The sequence below is a fragment of the Aquabacterium sp. J223 genome, from assembly GCF_024666615.1.
In the GTDB taxonomy this organism is placed as follows: domain Bacteria; phylum Pseudomonadota; class Gammaproteobacteria; order Burkholderiales; family Burkholderiaceae_C; genus J223.
Window position 1 is genome coordinate 1357859 of sequence record NZ_CP088297.1, and the last position, 12572, is coordinate 1370430.

Sequence of the window (12572 nt, forward strand, 5' to 3'; positions counted from 1 at the left end):
CCCGAGACCGGCCGCCCGCCTTTCAGCTGATCCACAGGAGACGAGATGAACTACACCCGACGACACCTTCTGGCCGCCGGCAGTGCCGCGGCTGCATCGGCCGCGCTGCCCAGCCTGTCGCTGGCCCAGTCGGCACCCGCGGTGGACACCGCTCGCCTGCTGTGCGGCTTCCCCGCCGGTGGCACCACCGACGCGGTGACGCGCCGGGTCGCCGACAAGCTGCGCGGCACCTACGCCCGCAACACGCTGGTGGAGAACAAGGCCGGCGCCGGTGGCCGCCTGGCGGTCGAAGAGCTCCGGCGCGCGGCGCCGGACGGCACCACGATGCTGCTGACCCCGGCGTCGATGATCACGCTGTACCCCTACGTCTTCCAGAAGCTGAGCTACACCCCCCGAGGACGTGACCCCGGTGGCGATCGGCGCGTTCATCCAGTTCGGCTTCGGCGTCGGCCCGGCGGTGCCCGAGTCGGTGAAGAACCTCAGGGACTTCCTCGCCTGGGCCAAGGCCAACCCGGACAAGGCCAACTACGGCACCCCCGGCGCCGGCTCGCCCAACCACTTCATCGCCGCGCTGCTGTCCAAGGAAAGCGGCGTCGACCTGAACCATGTGCCGTACAAGGGCTCGGCGCCGGGCATCCAGGACCTGCTGGGCGGCCAGGTGTCGTCCATGTCGTCCCCGGTGGGCGACTACGTGCCGCACCTGAAGACCGGCCGCCTGCGCCTGCTGGCGACCTCCGGCGCGCAGCGCTCGCGCTTCACGCCCGACGTGCCCACCTATTCCGAGCAGGGCTTCAAGACGCTGCAGATGCAGGAGTGGTACGGCTTCTTCATGCCGGCCCGCACCCCGGCCGACCTCGTCGCCCGTGCGGCCGCCGGCATCCGTGCCGCCGCCACTTCGCCCGACGTGATCGACGGGCTGGCCCAGCTCGGCGTCGAGACCTGGACGGCCAACACCGACATGGCCCGCGCCGTCCGCGAGGAGCATGCGGCCTGGGGTCCGATCGTCAAGCGCGTCGGGTTCACCCCCGAAGCCTGACGGTGCGGTCGTGGTGACGCCGACCGTGCCGGTCCCCACGGCCGACCCGACGAGCCATGACGACAGCAACGGGGCGGCGCCGACCGGCCGCCGCCGGCGTGCGGCGGCGCCGGCGGGCCGGGCCCGCGCGGTGGCGCCGGCGCTGAAGCAGCAGCGCATGGTGCACCTGCTGGGCTACCGTCTGGCCCGCGCCGACGTGCGGCCCAAGCAGGCCTTCGTCGAGCACCTGGGCCGTCCCTTCCGGCTGCGGCCGGTGGAATTCACCATCCTGCAGCTGGTGGCCGAGAACGACGGCATCACCCAGAAGCAGCTGGCGCAGGCGCTGGCCCTGCAGCCGCCGCACCTGACGCTGCTGATCGACCGACTGGTCGAGCGTGGTGTCGTCGCCCGCGTGCGCAGCGAGGCCGACCGCCGGGCGCAGATCGTCTGCCTGACCGACGACGGCCGCATGCTGGCCGAGGCCACGCGGCAGGCCTCGCTGACGATGGAAGACGACGTGCTGGCGCGCCTGAGCAGCGGCGAACGCGCGCTGCTGTTCGAGCTGCTCGACAAGCTCGCCGGTTGACGTGGGCGGGCCGGCGCCCGGTTGAGCCCCGCCGGTCCGGCGGGCCTACCATCGCTGGCATGAACAAGGCCTTCACCCGCGAGAGCGACGGCAACGAGGACGAGGACGACGACCTGCCGGGCCTGCCGCCGCTGCCCGCCGGCACCCGCAACTACATGACGCCCGAAGGCCACCGGCGCCTGCGGGCGGAGCTGCTGTCGCTGATCGACGACGAGCGGCCGAAGGTGGTCGAGGTGGTCAGCTGGGCCGCCAAGAACGGCGACCGCTCCGAGAACGGCGACTATCTCTACGGCAAGAAGCGGCTGCGCGAGATCGACCGTCGCATCCGCTTCCTCACCAAGCGGCTGGACGTGGCGGAGGTGGCCGACCCTTCGGCCCACCACGGCAGCGACCAGGTCTTCTTCGGTGCCACCGTCACCTACGCCAACGCCAGGGGCGAGGAGCGCACGATCACCATCAAGGGCATCGACGAAGCCGACAGCCTGAAGGGCGAGGTGAGCTGGATCTCCCCGATCGCGCGCGCCCTGCTGAAGTCGTGCGAAGGCGACGAGGTGCAACTCGCGACCCCCGGCGGCGTCGAGCGGCTGGAGGTGCTGGCGGTCCGCTACCCGGCCCCCGGCGCAGCGGACGGCTGACGCTGCGACGTCGGCGCGCCATCATCGGCCCCGCTCGGGCCCGGTGATTGCCGTGGTCGGGGCATGGCCAGTCTTCCGTGTGCCGTCCGCTCCCTCCGCTGCCGGCGCCCGGCCATGCCGGCCCGCGCGCTGGCCGCCGCCGCCGTGCTCGTCGCCGCCATGGGCTGCACGACACGGCCCGGTGTGCCGCCCATGCCGTTGACCGGTCCCGCGGCGCCGCCGCTGGTGATCATCCCGCCGCACCAGCCGCCGGCGAACCCACCCCCGCCGCGCCCGGGTGGCGGCGCCAGCGGTCCGACGTCGCGCCTGGAACCGGCGCCGACCGTCGGCGGGTCGCAGGCGGACCTCGTCCGCCGCGTCGTGGCCCGGGGCGACCACGGCGGCCGGTCCTTCGCGGTGATCGACAAGCGGGCGGCGCGGCTGTCGGTGTTCGACGGCACCGGCCGGCTGCTGGGCAGCGCCCCGGTGCTGCTGGGGCTGGCGGAAGGGGACCGCTCGGTGCCCGGCATCGGCGAACGGCCGCTGGCCGACATCCGGCGCGAGGAACGCACCACGCCGGCCGGTCGCTTCGTCGCCGAGCCCGGCCGCAACCTGGCCGGCGAGGACATCGTCTGGGTCGACTACGACGCGGCGGTGTCGCTGCACCGGGTGCGGCCGCTCAACCCGGCCGAGCGGCGGCTGCAGCGGCTGGCGTCGCCGACGCCGGCGGACAACCGCATCTCGTACGGCTGCGTCAACGTGCCGGTGGCGTTCTACGAGCGCTGGGTCAAGCCCGCCTTCGCCACGCCGGGCGGCGTGGTCTACGTGCTGCCGGAGCGCGAGCCGATGGCCAGCGCCTTCCCCGCGCTGTTCGGGCCCGACCGAGGCCCGGCGCTGGCCGCGGCGTCGACCGGCGGCTGACGCCCGTCGCTCAGGCGGTGACGGGGTCGGCCTGGCGCGCCGACCAGGCCATCAGCCAGCCGGCGAATTCCTCTTCCGGCATCGGTCGGGCGATGTGGTAGCCCTGGCCCTCGTCGCAGCCCAGCTCGTGCAGCAGGTCCCAGGTGGCGCGGTCTTCCACGCCCTCGGCGACGACGCTCAGGCCCAGGTTGTGCGCCAGGTCGATGGTCGAGCGCACGATCTTGCGGTCGGCCGGGTCGCGTGTCATCGCCATCACGAAGCTGCGGTCGATCTTCAGCTCGTGCAGCGGCAGCCGCTTCAGGTAGGCCAGCGACGAGTAGCCGGTGCCGAAGTCGTCGATGGACAGCTTCAGCCCCATCGCGTGCAGCCGCGCCAGCGTCTGCAGGGCACGTTCGGGGTCGTCCATGATGGCGCTCTCGGTGATCTCCAGGCACACCAGGGTGGAGGACATCTTGCGCTCGACCAGCAGCCGCTCCAGCTTGGCGGGCAGGTCCTGGTCCAGCAGGTCGCGGGTGGACAGGTTGACCGAGAACTTCAGCGGCAGGTCGAGGTTCTTCAGCGCCTGCGCCCGGGCCGCGCAGCGCTCGATCATCCAGCCGGTGAGCTGGCGGATGAAGCCGGTCTGCTCGGCGAAGGGGATGAACTGCATCGGCGGCACCAGGCCGCGCTTGGGGTGCTGCCAGCGCACCAGCGCCTCGGCGCCGAGCACCCGGCCGTCGGCCAGCGCGATCTTGGGCTGCAGGTACAGCCGCAGCTGGTTCTCGGCGACGGCCTCGCGCAGCTCGCTGAGCAGCGACAGCGACTCGGCGCTGGCCGAGTCCAGCGCCGGCTCGTAGACGGTCACGCCGGAGCGCCGGTCCTTGGCCGCGTACATCGCCACCTCGGCGTGCCCGAGCAGCAGGTCGGCCTCGTGCGCATGGGTGGGGTACAGCGCGATGCCGACGGCGGCGCTGGCGTCCACCGTGTGGTCGTCCAGCGACAGCGGCCGCTCCAGCGCCTGGCGCAGCCGCTGCGCCACCGCCATCGCGGCTTCGCCGTCGGCCTGCGGCAGCAGCACCGCGAACTCGTCGCCCGACAGCCGCGCCACCATGTCGTGCTCGCGCAGCACGCTGCCGGCCAGCCGGCCGGCGATCTCGCGCAGCAGCCGGTCGCCGAAGGCCTGGCCGAGCACGTCGTTGACGTGCTTGAAGCGGTCCAGGTCGAGCACCAGCACCGCGCAGGGCAGGCCGCCGCGGGTGGCCTGCGTCATCCGCTCGCGCAGCTGTTCGCGGTTGGGCAGGCCGGTCAGCGGGTCCCAGTACGCCAGCCGGCGGATCTGCGCCTCGCGCTGCTGCATGGCCTGGCGCATCGACTCGAAGGAATGGGCCAGGTCGCGCACCTCGTCCTGGCTGGCCACCGCCACCGGCGTGGAGTAGTCGCCGGCGCCCAGCCGCTCGGCGCTGGCCGACAGCTGCTTGATCGGGCCGGTGATGCGCCGCGCGGTGAACAGGCTGCCGGCGCCGAAGACGCCGACACCGACCAGGGTGATCGCCAGCAGCGACCACTGCAGCTGGCGGTACGGCGCCACCACGGCGTCGACCGAGCGCAGCAGCAGCACCGCCACCTCCTCGTGTGCGTTCATCGCCAGCGGCATCAGCCGCGCGCCGTAGTCCTCGCCGGCGAGCACGACACGGCCCCAGCCGTCCTCCTCGCGGTAGGCCGTCGCCACCTTCGCGGCCGTCGCTGCGGCGCCGGGCAGCGGCCGCCACGGCAGGCCGCGCGCGCTGCGTTCGCGCGACAGCAGCTCCATCTTCAGGCCGACCATCTCCTCGAGTTCCTGGCCCAGCCGCGCGCTGATGGGAAAGCCCATCGAGACATGGCCGATGACCTGCGGCGCGCGCACCGGCACGCTGACCAGCTGGAAAGGCTGTCCGTCGAGCACGTAGACCGGCGCCTGCGCGGATTCGCCGGCGATCTGCTGGAAGCGCAGGTTGTCGGCCACGATGGTCGGCAGGTCGGCTTCACCGGCCGCCGTGCTGGCGACCAGCCGCTGGCGGTTGTCGGTGAAGAGCGCGGCACTGGCGCCGATGCGCTGGCCATGGTTGTCCAGCGCGTCCAGCACGGTGCCCTGGTCGCCGCTTCCCACCGCGGCGCGGAAGCCGTAGTCGGCGGCCAGCAGGCGGGCGCCGGCCGCCAGCTGTTCGGCGTTCTGCAGCAACAGCCGGCGCAGCACCTTCTCGCCGGTCTGCAGTTCACGCTCGATCTGCCGGCGGGCGTTGTGCTCGATGCTGCTGCGGATGGCGGTGAAGCCGGCCAGCTGCACCAGCAGCAGCAGCCCGAGCGACAGCGCGAAGATGCGCACGTCCAGCCGGCGCAGCAGCGGCAGCAGGCCGGTGCGGGAGGCGGTGCTCGCGCGGTCGCTCATGGCTGCCTCAGGGCCGCGGCCCGCCGCCCGCCAGCGTGACCTGCAGGCGCATCGGTGCGCCGCCCACGGTGACGGCCTGCTCGGTCCAGCCGGCCTCTTCGCCCATGCCGACGTGCCACAGCTGCAGCCGGTAGGCACCGGGCGGCAGGTCCAGGCTGGCCTGACCGGTCGCGCCGGTCAGCGCGAAATGCGGCGTGTCCACCACCGCCAGCCAGGCCGCCATGCGGTCGTGGATGTTGCAGCCCAGCACCGCCACCCCGGCGCGTTCGAAGACCACCGGCTGTGCCGGCGTGCCGGCGTAGAGCTTGAGTTCGAAGCGCTTGGTGGGCGAGACCGAATAGACGTGGTGCCGCACGGTGTCGAAGTTCGGGAAGTGCACCGCGGTGCCGGCCTGCACCACCAGCACCTGCGGCTGGAACTGGCGATCGCGCTGGGCCAGCTGCGCACTGGTGCCCGGCGCCGCCGCCGTGCGGCCGCCGCGGGCCACCGCGGCGACCACCGCGTCGGGCAGCGCGCGGCCCGCCGCGTCGCTGACCGCGACCACCAGTTCCACCGCGCCGGCGGGCGCGCAGGCGCCCGCGCTCAGCGCGAACGGAACGCTCAGGGCCAGGCGGCACAGGGGCAGGGTGGAACGCGAAAGCATGGGCGTGGGCCGGCGAGTGTGGGCGAGGACCGGCGGGCGCGGTGCCTGCGACAACGGCCTCTTCCGATCCCTTATCGGCCGGCGTCGCCGCGGCTTGACCGCCGGTTGCGCGGCTTTTCGCGCTTCGCCGCATCCGGGCACCCGCCGCCCGGCCTTCGGCCAAAGAAAAAGGGCGGCCCCTCGGGGCCGCCCTTGCCGACGCAGACAGCGTGTGCAGGCGCCGGCAGGCGTGCGGTCAGCCGCGGTCGGCGCGGGCCGGACGGCTGGTGTCGGTGCTGCCGCCGTAGCCGCCGCCGGTGGACGAGCCGCTGCCCATGCCACCGGTGGTGCCGGTGCTGCCGCTGCCCATCGTGGAGCCGGTGGTGCCGCCGGTGCCGGCCGCGCCGCTGCCCATGGTCGAGCCGCTGGTGCTGCTGCCCATGCCACCGGCGCCGGTCGAGCCGGTGCCCGCCGCGCCGCTGGTGTTGCCGCTGCCCATGGTCGAGCCGCTGGTGCCGCTGCCGCCCATGCCGGCCCCGGAGGTGGCGCTGCCGGTGCTGCCGCCGGTGGTGCCGGCGCCGGTGCCCGCGGCGCCAGTGGTTCCGGCCGCCGGGGCGGTGTTGCCGTAGCCGGGCGAGCCGCTGCTGGTGTTGCTGCCGGAGTTCATGTTGCCGGCGCTGCCGGAGGTGCCGGACTGGGCCTGCACGACGCCGACCGTCGCGGCGAGGGCGGCGGTACAGGCGAGGGCGCTGAGGGTCTTGAGGTGACGCATGGTGTGAATGCTCCTGAGCTGTGGGGGTGGTTGCCGCCGTGGTCCGCTGCGCCGTGTGGCCCTTGGCGGACCGCCGGGCAGACCGTTGCGGCCGGCGGTTGGAATCGGCAACGCCTGTTCCCATCCGCCGGTCGAAACCTGCCGACCGCCTGTGGGGCGTGGCCGTCAGGGTCGCACCGAAGGGAATGGGGCTTGCCCCGGTTCAGCCTCCCCTGCCTTCCCGCTTCCCTTTCCCCGAGGAGCCGTCGCCATGACCTCGCACGCCGCCGACACCACCGCCTTCCGCTCGCTGGTGCACAAGTTGTCGCCCAGCATCACGAAGATGATCCGCATGGACCACTCGCACGTGCTGCTCACCTTCCACGGCTACCAGCCCGACACCTCGCCCGCGCGCAAGCAGGGCATCGTCGACACCCTCTGCCTGGCGCTGGAGATCCACGCGCAGCTCGAGGAAGAGATCTTCTACCCCGCCATGGCCGAGGTCGCCGGCGGCAACGAGGTGCTGGCCAAGGCCAAGCCGGAGCACGACGACATGCGCCGCCTGATCGGCGAGCTGCGCGCCATGGCGCCCGGCGACCTGGCCTACGACGAGACCGTGATGGCGCTCATGCGCGACGTCATGCACCACGTCGCCGACGAGGAGACGGTGCTGCTGCCCGAGGCCGAGCGCCTGCTCGCCGGCCGCCTGGAGGCGCTGGGCGCGCAGATGACCAAGCGCCGGCTGCAGCTGGCCGGGCCGAAGGCCCCGCAGATCGCGATCAACAGCGTCAAGGCCATGCCGGCCGGTGCCATGCTGATGGCCGGCGGCCTGATCGCGGGCGGCTGGTTGCTGTCCCGCGCGTGGCGCGGGACAGCACGCATGTAGCCCCGCCGTCGCCGACGGACGTCCGCCCCCCCCGTGGGCGCTCGCTTCGCGACCGGGAGACCCGGATCGCGAAGCGTTCGTCGGCGAGCACCGCCGCTGGCCACTGCATGGCCTGTCCCGAGGGGAATCGCCCCTCAGCCCCGCAGCCAGACGGTGACGCTGTGGATGCCCAGGCCGACGAGGCCGCCGACCAGCGTGCCGTTGATGCGAACGAACTGCAGGTCGCGGCCGATGTGCCGCTCCAGCTCGCCGGACAGCGCGACGGTGTCCCAGGCCTGCACCTGCGCGGCGATGTAGTTGCCGATCTCGGGACGCCAGCGGTCGAGCCAGCGCGGCGCGGCCTGGCACAGCTCCGTGTTGAGCCAGTCGCGCAGCGCCGCGTCGCCGTCGAGGCGCCGGCCCAGGCGCTGCACCTGCTCGGCCAGGCGTTCGCGCAGGGGGCCGTCGTCGCCGCCGAGGCCCTCCTCCAGCCAGCGGCGCAGGTCGCGCCACAGCTCGGCGAGGGCGTCGCGCAGGGCGGGCTGCGTGACCAGCTCGGCCATCAGCGCGCGCCCGCGGTCCTGCGCCGCGGGATCGTGCTGCAGGCGCTCGATGAAGCGGTCCACCGCCGCGTCGAAGCGCTGGCGCAGCGTGTGCTCGCGGTCGGCGGCCATCTCGTCGAGCAGCCGGCCGACGCTGGCGATGAGCTTGTCGGTGGCCAGGCTGGCGGCCACCTGGTCCAGGCCGACGTAGCGCAGGTAGCGCAGCTCCGCGCCGATCATCTCGGCCAGCCGCGCCTTGACCGAATCGTCCTGCAGGCGCTCGCCGAGCTGGCGCATCAGCAGGTCCAGCAGGTCCTGGTGCCGGCCTTCCGCGGTCAGGCCCTGCAGCAGCCGGCCGGCGAGCGGCGCGATGTCCAGCTGCTGCAGCCGGCGGCTCACCGCGCCCTCGACGAAGCGCTGCACGCGCTCGTCGTCCAAGGCGGCCAGCAGGTGCACCAGCACACCCGAGACGTGGGCCGCCACCCGCGCCGCCGGCGCCGGCTGCGACAGCCATTGCGCGAGCCGCGCGGCGGGGTCCCAGGCCTGCAGGCGCCGCACCAGCGGCGCCGGCGCGAGGAAGTGCTGGACGATGAAGTCGCCCAGCCGGCGGCCGATGCGGGCCTTGTTGGCCGGCACGATGGCGGTGTGCGCGGATGGGCAGGCCGAGCGGATGCCGGAACAGCGCCACCACCGCGAACCAGTCGGCGATGGCGCCCACCATCGCGGCTTCGGCGAAGGCGGCGACGTAGGCCCAGGCGGGATGGCGGTGCTCCTGCGTCACCGCCAGCCCGTACAGCAGCGCCGCCGACGCCAGCAGCGCCAGCGCGATGCGCTGCATGCGGCGCAGGCCGAGGGCCAGGGGGTCGTCGGTCACCGCGCCATCATGAACCGGATCAGCGACCGGGCTTGACCGAGGCGCCCCCGGCCGGTGGGGTGGGCAAGACCGCTCCGGTCAGCTCCGCCGCGCGGGCCACGGCCTGCGGGTCCAGGCCGAGCTCGGCCGGGTCGATCAGCGCGGCGTCGGCCGCGCTGGCATGGCTGCGCCGCTGCTGTTCCTGTTGCCGGCCGAGGGCGGTGTCCAGCGCCCGGGTCAGCTTGTCGGCGGCGCCGTTGATCGCCTGGTGCAGGCTGGGCGCGAGCTGGGTCACGGCCACCGGCGGATGGCCGGCCAGCCGGGCCTCGAACATGCAGCGCATGTCGTTGTCGCCGCCCTTGGCTCCGCTGTTGGTGTCGCCCAGGTGGGCCTGCACGCTGGTCAGCTGGTCGGCATGGCGCTCCAGCGTGTCCTCCAGCAGGGACTGGACGTAGCTGGACAGTTCGTCGCGGCCGTCGAGGTGGTTGTCGGTGTGGACCTGCACTTGCATGGTGTTGCTCGCTCGGGTTGGTGACCCTGCGCAGCGGGCAACGCCCGTGCCCCCCGGCCGCGTTCGCCGGTCAGGGCCGGCCGGGCTCGGGCAGCTCGATCTTGACCTCCAGCACCTCCAGGTTGTCCTGGCGCTCGAGGTTGACCTTGATGTCGTTGGCGTTGATGGCCACGTACTTGGAGATCACCTGCACCAGTTCACGCTGCAGCGCCGGCAGGTAGTCGGCGGCCGGGCCGCGGCCGCCGCGTTCGTGGGCGAGGATGATCTGCAGCCGCTCCTTGGCGACCGACGCGGTCTTCTTCTTCTCGCCGATGAGGAAGGACAACAGCGACATGGCGCTCACCTCCCGCCGCCGAAGAGGCGCTTGAACAGGCTGGGCTTCTCCGCCTCGGTGAAGCGCAGCGGGCGCTCCTCGCCGAGGAAGCGGCGGATCACGTCCTTGTAGGCCTCGGAGACGTCGCTCTTCTGCAGGTGGATGGCGGGCGTGCCCTGGTTCGAGGCCTGCAGCACCGACTCGCTTTCGGGGATGACGCCGATCAGCGGGATGCGCAGGATGTCCTGGATGTCCTCCAGCGACAGCATGTGGCCGTCGGCCACCCGGCCGGGGTTGTAGCGGGTGATGAGCAGGTGCTCCTTCACCGGCTCCTTGCCCTCGATGGCGCGCCGGGTCTTGCTGCCCAGCATGCCGAGGATGCGGTCCGAGTCGCGCACCGAGGACACCTCGGGGTTGGTCACCACCAGCGCCTCGTCGGCGTAGTGCATCGCCAGCAGGGCGCCGGTCTCGATGCCCGCCGGCGAGTCGCAGACGATGTACTCGAAGCCCATCTCCGACAGGTCCTTCAGCACCCGCTCCACGCCGTCCTGCGTCAGCGCATCCTTGTCGCGGGTCTGGGACGCCGGCAGGATGAAGAGGTTGTCGCTCTGCTTGTCCTTGATCAGCGCCTGGTGCAGGTTGGCCTCGCCGTGGATGACGTTGATCAGGTCGTAGACCACCCGCCGCTCGCAACCCATGATGAGGTCGAGGTTGCGCAGGCCGACGTCGAAATCGATGACGGCGGTCTTGTGGCCGCGCAGCGCGAGGCCGGAGGCGAAGCTGGCGCTGGTCGTCGTCTTGCCGACGCCGCCCTTGCCCGAGGTCACCACGATGATTCTTGCCATGTGCTCGCGAGTCCGATGTGAGAGTTGAGGGTCAGACCGGCTCCATCACCAGCCGGTCGCCGACCAGCCGCACCTGCGCGGGCTTGCCGCGCACGTCGGTGGGCAGGGCGGTTTCGCTGGTGCGGTAGGTGCCGGCGATGGCGATGAGCTCGGGTTCGAGGCAGGTGGTGAAGATGCGCGCGTCGGTGTTGCCGCGCGCGCCGGCGATGGCCCGTCCACGCAGCGGCGCGTAGACGTGGATGTGGCCGTCGGCGATGACCTCGGCGCCGAAGTTGACGACCGCGGTGATGACCAGGTCCGCACCGCGCGCGTACACCTGCTGGCCGGAGCGCAGCGGCCGGTCGATGACCAGCGTGGGGCGTGCCGGCGATGTCGTCGTCGCCGGCGCGTCGGCGACGACGGCCGGTGCGGGGGCGGCGGCGACGCGCTCCGCCGCTGGCCGCTCGGCGCCGTCGGTGGGCACGGTGGCGGGGAAGTCCTCGCTCTCCTGGACCACGGGCGCGTTGGCCGGGCCGCCCTCGTCGGCCTCGAACAGGCCGGCCAGCGCGGCCGACGCGCTCTGCGCCGGGCTGCCCCCGCGCACCGCCAGCGGGGCCAGGCGGTGCGAGCGCAGCAGGGCGATCAGGCCGGGGAAGTCCAGTGTGTCGTCGGTGCCGCGCAGGGCGCCGAGGTCGACCACCACCGGCTCGACCTCCAGCGTGGACGCCGCGTCGACCGCCTGGGCGGCGCCCATGCGGCTGGCGAGCGACTCGGCCAGCAGCGGCAGTTCGGGCGTCTTCAGGTGCAGCACCAGCACGGGCAGCGACCCGCTCTTCAGTTCGAAGACGGCGGGCGGTGACTTGAGCAGGGCCATGGAGGGTGGACGCAGTCGACGGCCCGCGAGGACGGCACCGTGCAAAAAGTCGCGAGTTTAGCGGGGCCCCATCCCCCGACCGGGGGGCTGCGGCCGGGCAGGCGCAGAAAAACGTAACCCCGCCGGAGCGGGGTTGCGGGGCGTGCGGGGCGAGGTCCTACTTGACCGTCATCACCCACTGCGCCAGCTGCTTGGCCTCGGCCGCGCTGACCTGCGGGTTCGGCGGCATCGGCACCGGACCCCAGACGCCGGCGCCGCCCTTGACGATCTTCTCGCTCAGCTTGTCGACGGCGGTCTTGTCCTTGGCGTACTTCGCGGCCACGTCCTTGTAGGACGGCCCGACCAGCTTCTTGTCCACCGCATGGCAGGCCATGCAGTTCTTCTGCTGGGCCAGCTCGGCACTGGCGAGGGCGGCGGGGCTGGCCAGCACGGCGGCCAGCAGCGCGGCGGCCATCGGGACGGACTTCATGTTTTTCCTTTCGACGAGGGCCGCCGCATCGGGTCGGCGGGGCCCGGGGTCTCTTACAGTGGGGCTCCCCGGCATTCTAGGGGCCCACCCAGTTCCGGTCGGCGCCCGCCCCGCACCATGGCCTTCCTCCTCGTCGGTGTGCTGCTCGTGCTGCTCAAGCTCGGCGAGCTGGGACCCACCGCGGCCTGGTCCTGGTGGGCGGTGCTGTCGCCCTTCGGCCTGGCGCTGCTGTGGTGGTGGTGGTCCGACAGCTCCGGCCGCACCCAGCGCCGGGCGATGGAAAAGTTCGACGCCAAGCGCGAGGAACGGCGCCGCAAGCACCTGGAGAACATGGGGCTCGGCGACTTCAACAAGAAGAAGCGGTAGGGCTGTCGGCCCCCGGGCCCCCGGCCGCCACCGCCTCCTGAT

Annotated in this window: 14 protein-coding genes and 2 pseudogenes; 7 read left to right on the forward strand and 9 right to left on the reverse strand. The window is 72.9% G+C overall.

Going from position 1 to position 12572, the window contains the following annotated elements:
- Positions 1–45: 45 nt before the first annotated feature.
- The 5 genes and pseudogenes from LRS07_RS21970 to LRS07_RS06550 form a co-directional block, all read left to right on the forward strand.
- Positions 46–333 (forward strand): annotated as a pseudogene (locus LRS07_RS21970) (tripartite tricarboxylate transporter substrate-binding protein); the annotation flags it as partial.
- A gap of 67 nt (positions 334–400) precedes the next feature.
- A complete protein-coding gene (locus LRS07_RS21975; RefSeq protein ID WP_312028362.1) occupies positions 401–1036 on the forward strand; it encodes a tripartite tricarboxylate transporter substrate-binding protein in 636 nt (211 codons plus the stop codon).
- A 25-nt stretch (positions 1037–1061) separates the two neighbouring features.
- Positions 1062–1601: a MarR family winged helix-turn-helix transcriptional regulator gene (locus tag LRS07_RS06540; RefSeq protein ID WP_260501153.1), complete on the forward strand. Its 540-nt coding sequence runs from the start codon at positions 1062–1064 to the stop codon at positions 1599–1601.
- A gap of 59 nt (positions 1602–1660) precedes the next feature.
- A complete protein-coding gene (greB, locus tag LRS07_RS06545) occupies positions 1661–2236 on the forward strand; it encodes a transcription elongation factor GreB (protein ID WP_260501154.1) in 576 nt (191 codons plus the stop codon).
- Between the two features lie 114 nt (positions 2237–2350).
- Complete coding sequence (locus LRS07_RS06550) at positions 2351–3136, forward strand: hypothetical protein (protein ID WP_312028363.1); 786 nt, start codon at positions 2351–2353, stop codon at positions 3134–3136.
- A gap of 10 nt (positions 3137–3146) precedes the next feature.
- Here LRS07_RS06550 and LRS07_RS06555 read toward each other — a convergent pair whose 3' ends face one another.
- From LRS07_RS06555 to LRS07_RS06565, 3 genes are all read right to left on the reverse strand, one after another.
- Positions 3147–5540: a putative bifunctional diguanylate cyclase/phosphodiesterase gene (locus LRS07_RS06555; RefSeq protein WP_260501155.1), complete on the reverse strand. Its 2394-nt coding sequence runs from the start codon at positions 5538–5540 to the stop codon at positions 3147–3149.
- A 7-nt stretch (positions 5541–5547) separates the two neighbouring features.
- Positions 5548–6183 (reverse strand): methylamine utilization protein, encoded by a 636-nt coding sequence (locus LRS07_RS06560; protein WP_260501156.1) that lies wholly within the window; start codon positions 6181–6183, stop codon positions 5548–5550.
- A 235-nt stretch (positions 6184–6418) separates the two neighbouring features.
- Entirely contained in the window at positions 6419–6934 is a 516-nt protein-coding gene (locus LRS07_RS06565) for a hypothetical protein (RefSeq protein ID WP_260501157.1), read from the reverse strand.
- 250 nt (positions 6935–7184) lie between these two features.
- Between LRS07_RS06565 and LRS07_RS06570 the strand changes: the two genes are divergently transcribed.
- Positions 7185–7799: a hemerythrin domain-containing protein gene (locus LRS07_RS06570; RefSeq protein WP_260501158.1), complete on the forward strand. Its 615-nt coding sequence runs from the start codon at positions 7185–7187 to the stop codon at positions 7797–7799.
- A 134-nt stretch (positions 7800–7933) separates the two neighbouring features.
- Here LRS07_RS06570 and LRS07_RS06575 read toward each other — a convergent pair.
- The 6 genes and pseudogenes from LRS07_RS06575 to LRS07_RS06600 all read right to left on the reverse strand — a co-directional run bounded on the left by LRS07_RS06575 (position 7934) and on the right by LRS07_RS06600 (position 12164).
- A pseudogene (locus LRS07_RS06575) lies at positions 7934–9158 on the reverse strand (DUF445 domain-containing protein).
- Positions 9159–9213: 55 nt separating this feature from the next.
- Positions 9214–9684, reverse strand: coding sequence for an HPF/RaiA family ribosome-associated protein (locus LRS07_RS06580; RefSeq protein WP_260501159.1), 471 nt, complete (start codon positions 9682–9684; stop codon positions 9214–9216).
- A gap of 70 nt (positions 9685–9754) precedes the next feature.
- Entirely contained in the window at positions 9755–10018 is a 264-nt protein-coding gene (gene minE, locus LRS07_RS06585; protein WP_260501160.1) for a cell division topological specificity factor MinE, read from the reverse strand.
- A gap of 5 nt (positions 10019–10023) precedes the next feature.
- A complete protein-coding gene (gene minD / locus LRS07_RS06590; protein ID WP_260501161.1) occupies positions 10024–10842 on the reverse strand; it encodes a septum site-determining protein MinD in 819 nt (272 codons plus the stop codon).
- Positions 10843–10873: 31 nt separating this feature from the next.
- Positions 10874–11695 carry a septum site-determining protein MinC gene (minC, locus tag LRS07_RS06595; protein WP_260501162.1) on the reverse strand — a complete coding sequence of 274 codons (822 nt, stop codon included), beginning with the start codon at positions 11693–11695 and terminating at the stop codon, positions 10874–10876.
- Between the two features lie 157 nt (positions 11696–11852).
- Positions 11853–12164, reverse strand: a complete 312-nt coding sequence (locus tag LRS07_RS06600) for a c-type cytochrome (RefSeq protein WP_260501163.1) — start codon at positions 12162–12164, stop codon at positions 11853–11855.
- Between the two features lie 117 nt (positions 12165–12281).
- Between LRS07_RS06600 and LRS07_RS06605 the strand changes: the two genes are divergently transcribed.
- Positions 12282–12530, forward strand: a complete 249-nt coding sequence (locus LRS07_RS06605; protein ID WP_260501164.1) for a TIGR04438 family Trp-rich protein — start codon at positions 12282–12284, stop codon at positions 12528–12530.
- Positions 12531–12572: the final 42 nt, after the last annotated feature.

What these genes read in the sequence shown, in the direction of transcription:
- greB (WP_260501154.1), top strand. Translation starts at nt 1,661, where the DNA reads ATGAACAAGGCCTTCACCCGCGAGAGCGACGGCAACGAGGACGAGGAC.
- LRS07_RS06550 (WP_312028363.1), top strand. Translation starts at nt 2,351, where the DNA reads ATGCCGGCCCGCGCGCTGGCCGCCGCCGCCGTGCTCGTCGCCGCCATG.
- LRS07_RS06555 (WP_260501155.1), bottom strand. Translation starts at nt 5,540, where the DNA reads ATGAGCGACCGCGCGAGCACCGCCTCCCGCACCGGCCTGCTGCCGCTG.
- LRS07_RS06560 (WP_260501156.1), bottom strand. Translation starts at nt 6,183, where the DNA reads ATGCTTTCGCGTTCCACCCTGCCCCTGTGCCGCCTGGCCCTGAGCGTT.
- LRS07_RS06565 (WP_260501157.1), bottom strand. Translation starts at nt 6,934, where the DNA reads ATGCGTCACCTCAAGACCCTCAGCGCCCTCGCCTGTACCGCCGCCCTC.
- LRS07_RS06570 (WP_260501158.1), top strand. Translation starts at nt 7,185, where the DNA reads ATGACCTCGCACGCCGCCGACACCACCGCCTTCCGCTCGCTGGTGCAC.
- LRS07_RS06580 (WP_260501159.1), bottom strand. Translation starts at nt 9,684, where the DNA reads ATGCAAGTGCAGGTCCACACCGACAACCACCTCGACGGCCGCGACGAA.
- minE (WP_260501160.1), bottom strand. Translation starts at nt 10,018, where the DNA reads ATGTCGCTGTTGTCCTTCCTCATCGGCGAGAAGAAGAAGACCGCGTCG.
- minD (WP_260501161.1), bottom strand. Translation starts at nt 10,842, where the DNA reads ATGGCAAGAATCATCGTGGTGACCTCGGGCAAGGGCGGCGTCGGCAAG.
- minC (WP_260501162.1), bottom strand. Translation starts at nt 11,695, where the DNA reads ATGGCCCTGCTCAAGTCACCGCCCGCCGTCTTCGAACTGAAGAGCGGG.
- LRS07_RS06600 (WP_260501163.1), bottom strand. Translation starts at nt 12,164, where the DNA reads ATGAAGTCCGTCCCGATGGCCGCCGCGCTGCTGGCCGCCGTGCTGGCC.
- LRS07_RS06605 (WP_260501164.1), top strand. Translation starts at nt 12,282, where the DNA reads ATGGCCTTCCTCCTCGTCGGTGTGCTGCTCGTGCTGCTCAAGCTCGGC.